The following is a 6917-nucleotide window of genomic DNA, read 5'->3' on the forward strand; positions in this document are numbered from 1 at the left end:
GTGTTTTCTCGTTTGGCATACAACTTACCGGTTCGCGGCGGCCTGTCATCCGTGCTTAACAGCGGTCAGCTTAAAACTCGTGGTTTTGCCGATGCGGATCTTGCTTACGGGGTCGTCAGGCTGGCTGGGCAGCGCGCTCGCGCCGCGCCTGCGGGCGCTTGGCCATGACGTCATCGGGCTGGATCCGGTCCCGTCGGCGCAAACGCAAATGATCGGCTCGGTCGCCGACCGTGATCTGGTGATGCGGACGGTCGGGGAAAACCGCATCGAGGCGATCGTCCACAGCGGCGCGCTGCACAAGCCTGACATCGAACACCAACGTAATGAGGATTTCATCGAGACGAATGTGCGCGGCACCCTGAACCTGCTCGACGCGGCGGTGTTATCAGGCGTTCAGCGCTTCGTCTTCACGTCGACGACCTCGCTGATGATCTCGAAAGCCATACGCGCCGGCCTCACCGGCGGTGCGCGCAAGGCCGCCTGGCTGACGGAAGACATGGCGCCCGAGCCGCGCAACATCTACGGCGTAACCAAGCTTTCGGCCGAACATCTTTGCCGCCTCTATCACATCCAGTCCGGACTGCTGGTGATCGTGCTGCGCACCGCCCGGTTCTTTCCCGAGGCAGACGACATGGCGCATGCGATCGAGCAGTCGGACGCCAACACCAAGGCCAATGAGCTGTTGTTCCGCCGACTGACCGTGGAAGATGCCGCCGAGGCCCATGTCGCGGCGCTGGAGAAGGCGCCGCGACTGGGCTTCGATATCTTCATCGTCTCGGCGCCCACGCCGTTCCGGCCTGATGATTGCGAGGCATTGATCGCTGACGCGCCGCCCGTCGTCGCCCGCTATTTTCCGGAATTTCCGGCGCTCTACGCGCGAAAGGGCTGGACGATGTTTCCCTCGATCGACCGTGTCTATGACGCCTCGCGGGCGCGGGACAGGCTGGGCTTCGTCTGCAAGACGAGCTTTGCCGCTGTGCTCGCCGGGCTAGCAGCGGAAGAAGGAGCGGCCTGAACGGTCAGCCGTGTCCGGCGGCGCTGGCCAGCTCCTTCGTCAGGTCGCCATAGCCGGTCGAGCGGCGCTCATAGGCGAGGCCGAGCATTTCCGCGGCCTTCTCCGCTACCTTGTCGAGTTCCGGATCGTCAGTCTGGGCGATGTAGACCAGCTTCTGGTAATTGCCGAAATAGTCCTTGATGAGCTCCGGATGCCGATCGAGGCCGAGCGGCTTCATGAAGAAGGCATCGAACTGCCGGCACAGGAAATCGGTCATGTAGAACGACATCATGTCGTCGTCGGCGATTTTCGCATAGGCTTCCATGCCCTGGTAGAAGGCAAAGCAATGCGGACCGGCCATGCGCTCGACCCCATGCTTCTCGCAGACGCGGTCGAGCAGGCCGCCGGTGCCGCAATCGGCATAGCCGACGAAAATATTGGTGTAGCCGTCCGCCTTGGCCTTCTCGATTGCCTTGTCCATGGCCGGCGCGATGCGGTCCGGGTAGAAATGGAACTCCGCCGGCAGGCAGGTCAGGTCGAGATGGTCGAGCCCCAGCTGCTCCTTAACGGCCAGAACTTCGCGCGCAATCATCCCGCAGGCGATGACAAGCAGCCTGTCACCTTGATCGGGTTGTAGTTTTCTCGCAATGCTCATGGAACCAGTCTAACCGATTTTCGTTGCTGTCCCACGAATCTATCTGTTGAGGGAGATACCATTCATGAAACCGCTACGCATTGCGCCGATCGCCATCCTCGCTTGCGCCCTGGCTCTTTCGGCCTGCGCCAACACCGTCCGCGGCGTCGGCAGGGATGTCAAATCGACAGCCAACGCGGTCGAGGATACGGTCCAAAATCCCTGATCCCGCGGATATCAACAAGGCGCATCGCTATCGAGAAAGTTCAAGCGATGCGCGTTAAGTCATTGTAACATCTGGGAACAACAAAGTCGCGTTGCAAGGCTTGGCTCGGTTTATGGTCCATGCCGAATTCGCCGAAGTGAGGTCGAAGCGGCCGTGGTGTCCGCCTATTGCAATTGTTTCGTCAGGTGGGGGTTCGCTGGGGCAGGCACGAAAAGTTGACTTTTCGAATGGGGGGACATGCCGGTAATCTTTCCCTGTACCTCAACAACGAAGCTAGGAGCATAGAATGAAGACCGCTCTCTTAGTTGTCGCCGCTCTGGGCCTTTCGGCGTCCGGCGCCGCAGCGGAATGTGTCGGCCACAACAACACGACGGCTTCCGTAGAGCAGCAAACCAAAGCTGCAAGCGTAGATCAGCAAACCACAGTCGCAAGCGTCGCGAATACAACCGCCGACACGCCGATCCTGAAAAAGGAAGAGGCGAAAGAGTCTGAATAGGCGATACAAGCCGCTACGCGGAACGCTGTTGCTTGTTGAAGACTTGACATGCCGGCGCTACGCGGCGCCTCGTCTGCAAGAGCATAGGTACGGGCTCCGTACTTATGCTCTTGTGTTCTCCTCGTCAGTTCAGGCCGAAGCGCGGACGTTGTGCTTGCGCTTCATAAAATCCTTGGCGGTCTCGACTGCCACGGCTGCGTCGCGGCAATAGGCGTCGGCGCCGACGGCTTTGCCGAATTCCTCGTTGAGCGGGGCACCGCCGACCAGCACGACGTAGTCGTCGCGGATTCCCTTTTCCTTCATCGTGTCGATGACGACCTTCATGTAGGGCATGGTCGTCGTCAGCAGCGCCGACATGCCGATGATGTCAGGCTGGTGCTGTTCGATGGCGTCGAGGTATTTTTCCACCGCATTGTTGATGCCGAGGTCGATGACGTCGAAGCCGGCGCCTTCCATCATCATGCCGACAAGGTTCTTGCCGATGTCGTGGATGTCGCCCTTGACGGTGCCGATCACCATCTTGCCCTGCTTCGGCGCGCCGGTGGCGACAAGCAGCGGACGCAGGATGAACATGCCCGCCTTCATCGCGTTGGCCGACAACAGCACTTCCGGCACGAACAGGATGCCGTCGCGAAAATCCTCGCCGACGATGCGCATGCCTTCGACCAGTGCCTCGGTCAGCACCTTGTAAGGCGCCCAGCCGCGCTCGAGCAGGATATTGGTGCCTTCCTCGATCTCTTCCTTCAGCCCGTCATAAAGGTCATCGTGCATCTGCTGGACGAGTTCGTCGTCGGAAAGCTCGGAAAGGATGATCTCGTCGTCGGCCATTTTTAATCCAGCTCCTTGCCGCACAGATGCAATTGCGGGGCCTCAAATATCACGTCAATACCTAACCCGCTACAGGCCAGCGTCCATAGCTGATTTGCGACTTCCCGCAAAAGGAAAGCGACTGCAGATCTATTGGAATTCTTGTCGATTTTGCGACAGGCGTTGGCGCTGGCGGGCCGTTTCGAATAGGGTGCATGACTACGATCCGGCCAGAAGCCGCGATATGCGGCAATAATAATTGTGCCAGAACAAAAGCCAGGGAAGAACGATCATGAGTGAGAACGCGCCGGTCGATCAGGAAGCGTCAAACGCGCGGCGCGGACGCGCCGCCAGTGGTGGTGCCGCTGCCCGACGGGCGGCGCGCTCGGGTGGCGGCCCCGGCACCCAACTCACCTACATCAAGCGCAAGATCAACGTCTATGAGGTGCTGGACGAGGAAGGGCTGACGCTGATCGAGAAGAACACCGACACGGTGCTCGAAGAGATCGGCATCATCTTTCGCGACGACGCCGAGGCGCTGCAGCTGTGGAAAGAGGCCGGCGCCGACGTCAAAGGCGAGCGCGTGCACTTTCCCAAGGGGCTCTGCCGCTCACTTCTGAAGACGGCGCCGTCCGTCTATACCCAGCATGCCCGCAATGCCGAACGTTCGGTGCAGATCGGCGGCAACGCCACGGTCTTCGCACCGGTCTACGGCCCGCCCTTCGTGCGCGACCTCGACGGCGTCAGGCGCTATGCGACGATCGAGGATTTCCGGAATTTCGTGAAGCTCGCCTATATGGCACCGTCGATCCACCATTCGGGCGGCACGGTGTGCGAGCCGGTCGACGTGCCTGTCAACAAGCGCCATCTCGACATGATCTACAGCCACATCAAATATTCGGACAAGCCGTTCATGGGCTCGGTCACCGCGCCGGAGCGCGCCGAAGACACGGTGGCGATGGCCAAGATCGTGTTCGGCGACGATTTCGTCGAGAACAACACGGTGCTGACCAGCCTGATCAACGCCAATTCGCCGATGGTGTTCGACGAGACCATGCTGGGGGCGCTGAAAGTCTATTCGCGCCACAACCAGGCCTGTATCGTCACGCCGTTCATCCTCGCCGGCGCGATGAGCCCGGTGACGGTCGCCGGCACGCTGACCCAGGTCCTGGCCGAAGTGCTGGCTGGCGCGTCGTTCACGCAGCTGATCCGGCCGGGCGCACCGGTGCTGTTCGGCACCTTCGCCTCGTCGATCTCGATGCAGTCGGGCGCGCCGACCTTCGGCACGCCGGAGCCGTCACTGGTTTCCTATGGCGCAGCGCAGCTCGCGCGCCGGCTTGGCCTGCCGTTCCGCACCGGCGGCTCGCTCTGCGCCTCGAAAATCCCGGACGCGCAGGCCGCCTATGAGAGCGCCAACACGCTGAACTCGACGATCCTCGCCGGCACCAATTTCGTGCTGCATTCGGCCGGCTGGCTCGAGGGCGGGCTCGCTTCCTGCTACGAAAAATTCATGATGGACATCGACCAGCTCGGCATGACCCAGAAGTTCTCCGAAGGCGTCGACCTGTCGGAGAACGGCCAAGCGATGGATGCCATCCGCCAGGTCGGCCCGGGCAGCCACTATCTCGGCTGTGACCACACCCAGGCCAATTTCCAGACGGCATTCTACCGTTCCAGCATCGCCGACAACAATTCCTACGAGCAGTGGCTGGCCGAAGGCGAAAAGTCGGCACCGCAGCGCGCCAACGAACTCGCTCGCCGCTGGCTGGAAAGCTACGAGGCGCCGCATCTCGATCAGGGCATCGACGATGGGCTGAAGGACTTCATCGCCAGCAAGAAGGCGTCGATGGCCGACGCCTTCACCTGAAAGGAGCCCGAGTCAGGCGGGGCTAAAGTCGCCAACATCATCCACAAGGAAGTCTGGCGGAGCGCCTTCTCCGAGCCGGACAGCAAGGGATGATCCTTGAGCGCAGCATGGTCGAAGATATAGCGGCGGCGCTTTCCGCCCACGGCCTCATCCTGCGCGGCGGCTTCAATTTTGCAGGCGGTGAGGAAACACCCTCCGGTCTCTCCGGCGCTGCCGCCAGATCCGTCCTGCTGGTGGGGCAGGCGGGCGCCGCGCCGTGGCCGCATTTTCTGCGCTGGCGGGAAGGCCAATCGCAAACTGTTGCGGATCCGCTCGATGCATGGTCGCGCGAAGTGATCGGCGCAGTGGCGAAGAAATTCGGCGCGCGCGCCGTGTCGCCGTCCGACACGCCTTATCTGCCGTTCCAGCAATGGGCGATGCAGGCGGAGGGTCTGAAACCGTCGCCGCTCGGCATCCTCATGCATCCGCAATACGGGCTGTGGCACGCCTATCGCGGCGCGCTGCTGTTCGAGGACGAGATTGCGTTTGGGGAAACTCGCGAAGTGGTTCACCTTTGCGATGCATGTGTCGACAAACCCTGCCTGAAATCCTGTCCGGTCGATGCCTATTCTGCGGATGGTTTTGCGCACAAGGCCTGTCTGGCGCATGTGCGTGGGCACAACGGCGCGCCGTGCCGAACCGGCGGCTGTCTCGACCGCAATGCCTGTCCCGACGGCGCGGCCTATCGCTATCCGCCACAGGTTCAAGCCTTCCACATGGCGGCGTTCGCGGGTCTGTAGCATCGCCGAATGCCGAACGAAACTTGAACACCGTAATTGCGACCGCCCTGCAAAAAATCTTTCCATCATCCCAAGGAATCGCCACTAGCCTTCGTCCAACAGGAAGATGATGGCGATGATGCTGGATGAAAGCGAAGCCTCCGACGCCGAACTGATCGGGCGTGCGCAGGGCGGAGACAGGGGGGCTTTCGGCACATTGCTCGAAAGGCACTATGACTTCGTCTATCGCGCCGCCTATCGCTGGTGCGGGAAAAAGGCCGACGCGGAGGATATAGCCCAGGAAGTCTGCGTCCGGCTCGGCCGGGCGATCCGCGATTATCATGGCAGCGGCGCCTTCACCACCTGGCTCTACGCCATGACGCTGAATGCGGCACGCGACATGATGCGCAAGACCGCCCGCGAGGCAATCAAGACCGAAGCCTACGGGGCTTACGAGCTGATCTCGGGAGAGGCCCCGGCCGAGCCCGAAGATCCAGCCGAGGCGCTTTGGGCGGCGGTGCGGATGCTGCCGGACAAGCAGCGCGACGCGGTGCTGCTCGTCTATGGCGAAGGGCTGAGCCACGCACTCGCTTCCGAGGCGATGGGCATCTCGGAGACGACGGTTTCCTGGCACATCCATGAAGCGAAGAAACGGTTGAAGGCGTTGATGCTTTCAGCCGGGGAAGTGTGATCATGGTCGACGACAACGAACTCACCAGGCTGCGCGACATCGCAGCACCGGCACCCGGTACCGCGGCGAAGGCGCGTGCCTTCGAGGCCGCCATGCGGGCTTACGACCTGGACGAAAAAACTTCACCTGCCGCCCAAGGAACGGCGAAAGGGCTTCGTCTCACAGAGCGAGCACAAAAGCTCTGGAGCGAAATCATGCAAAAGAAACTCTTCGCCACCCCGGCCATTGCCGGGCTCGTCGCCCTGCCGATCGCCGGATACGCCACGATCTATATGCTGCAGGAGCAGCCGTTCTATTCCGGTGGGGACGAGAAGATCGCTGAAACGCTGGCCGATAAACCAGCGGCCAAAGCGCCGGGGGCCGGGGGGGCCCGGCCCCCCGCCCCGGGCGCAAAACGGGTGTAATCCCCAGGCCCCCCCCCAAAACCCCGCGCCCCCCCCGCGC

At 61.8% G+C, this 6917-nt stretch carries 9 protein-coding genes; 7 read left to right on the top strand and 2 right to left on the bottom strand.

Annotated features, from left to right (window positions below; translation table 11 throughout):
* The first annotated feature begins 91 nt into the window (after positions 1 to 91).
* On the top strand, positions 92 to 1015 hold the full coding sequence (locus tag AC0L2Z_RS06835; protein WP_473627257.1) for an NAD-dependent epimerase/dehydratase family protein: 924 nt from the start codon (positions 92 to 94) through the stop codon (positions 1013 to 1015).
* 4 nt (positions 1016 to 1019) lie between these two features.
* Here AC0L2Z_RS06835 and AC0L2Z_RS06840 read toward each other — a convergent pair whose 3' ends face one another.
* On the bottom strand, positions 1020 to 1649 hold the full coding sequence (locus tag AC0L2Z_RS06840; RefSeq protein ID WP_287291045.1) for a DUF1638 domain-containing protein: 630 nt from the start codon (positions 1647 to 1649) through the stop codon (positions 1020 to 1022).
* A 64-nt stretch (positions 1650 to 1713) separates the two neighbouring features.
* Here AC0L2Z_RS06840 and AC0L2Z_RS06845 point away from each other — a divergent pair, with 64 nt between their 5' ends.
* Both AC0L2Z_RS06845 and AC0L2Z_RS06850 read left to right on the top strand, forming a co-directional pair.
* On the top strand, positions 1714 to 1854 hold the full coding sequence (locus AC0L2Z_RS06845; protein ID WP_036263015.1) for an entericidin A/B family lipoprotein: 141 nt from the start codon (positions 1714 to 1716) through the stop codon (positions 1852 to 1854).
* Positions 1855 to 2140: 286 nt separating this feature from the next.
* The gene (locus AC0L2Z_RS06850) at positions 2141 to 2350 is read left to right on the top strand and encodes a hypothetical protein (RefSeq protein WP_473627258.1); all 210 of its coding nucleotides are present in this window, start codon (positions 2141 to 2143) and stop codon (positions 2348 to 2350) included.
* Between the two features lie 129 nt (positions 2351 to 2479).
* Here the strand turns inward: AC0L2Z_RS06850 and AC0L2Z_RS06855 are convergent, their stop codons facing one another.
* Positions 2480 to 3178, bottom strand: coding sequence for a corrinoid protein (locus AC0L2Z_RS06855; protein ID WP_095494578.1), 699 nt, complete (start codon positions 3176 to 3178; stop codon positions 2480 to 2482).
* 271 nt (positions 3179 to 3449) lie between these two features.
* Here AC0L2Z_RS06855 and AC0L2Z_RS06860 point away from each other — a divergent pair, with 271 nt between their 5' ends.
* From AC0L2Z_RS06860 to AC0L2Z_RS06875, 4 genes are all read left to right on the top strand, one after another.
* Entirely contained in the window at positions 3450 to 5024 is a 1575-nt protein-coding gene (locus AC0L2Z_RS06860) for a trimethylamine methyltransferase family protein (RefSeq protein ID WP_023798939.1), read from the top strand.
* Between the two features lie 107 nt (positions 5025 to 5131).
* Complete coding sequence (locus tag AC0L2Z_RS06865) at positions 5132 to 5803, top strand: hypothetical protein (RefSeq protein WP_473627259.1); 672 nt, start codon at positions 5132 to 5134, stop codon at positions 5801 to 5803.
* Between the two features lie 109 nt (positions 5804 to 5912).
* Complete coding sequence (locus AC0L2Z_RS06870) at positions 5913 to 6473, top strand: RNA polymerase sigma factor (RefSeq protein WP_473627260.1); 561 nt, start codon at positions 5913 to 5915, stop codon at positions 6471 to 6473.
* A gap of 2 nt (positions 6474 to 6475) precedes the next feature.
* Positions 6476 to 6877 (top strand): hypothetical protein, encoded by a 402-nt coding sequence (locus AC0L2Z_RS06875; protein ID WP_473627262.1) that lies wholly within the window; start codon positions 6476 to 6478, stop codon positions 6875 to 6877.
* The last annotated feature ends 40 nt before the right edge of the window (positions 6878 to 6917 follow it).

This window comes from Mesorhizobium sp. WSM4850 (genome assembly GCF_055811735.1).

Coding starts and splice junctions, on each gene's coding strand:
- AC0L2Z_RS06835 (WP_473627257.1), top strand. CDS start 92: ATGCGGATCTTGCTTACGGGGTCGTCAGGCTGGCTGGGCAGCGCGCTC.
- AC0L2Z_RS06840 (WP_287291045.1), bottom strand. CDS start 1,649: ATGAGCATTGCGAGAAAACTACAACCCGATCAAGGTGACAGGCTGCTT.
- AC0L2Z_RS06845 (WP_036263015.1), top strand. CDS start 1,714: ATGAAACCGCTACGCATTGCGCCGATCGCCATCCTCGCTTGCGCCCTG.
- AC0L2Z_RS06850 (WP_473627258.1), top strand. CDS start 2,141: ATGAAGACCGCTCTCTTAGTTGTCGCCGCTCTGGGCCTTTCGGCGTCC.
- AC0L2Z_RS06855 (WP_095494578.1), bottom strand. CDS start 3,178: ATGGCCGACGACGAGATCATCCTTTCCGAGCTTTCCGACGACGAACTC.
- AC0L2Z_RS06860 (WP_023798939.1), top strand. CDS start 3,450: ATGAGTGAGAACGCGCCGGTCGATCAGGAAGCGTCAAACGCGCGGCGC.
- AC0L2Z_RS06865 (WP_473627259.1), top strand. CDS start 5,132: ATGGTCGAAGATATAGCGGCGGCGCTTTCCGCCCACGGCCTCATCCTG.
- AC0L2Z_RS06870 (WP_473627260.1), top strand. CDS start 5,913: ATGGCGATGATGCTGGATGAAAGCGAAGCCTCCGACGCCGAACTGATC.
- AC0L2Z_RS06875 (WP_473627262.1), top strand. CDS start 6,476: ATGGTCGACGACAACGAACTCACCAGGCTGCGCGACATCGCAGCACCG.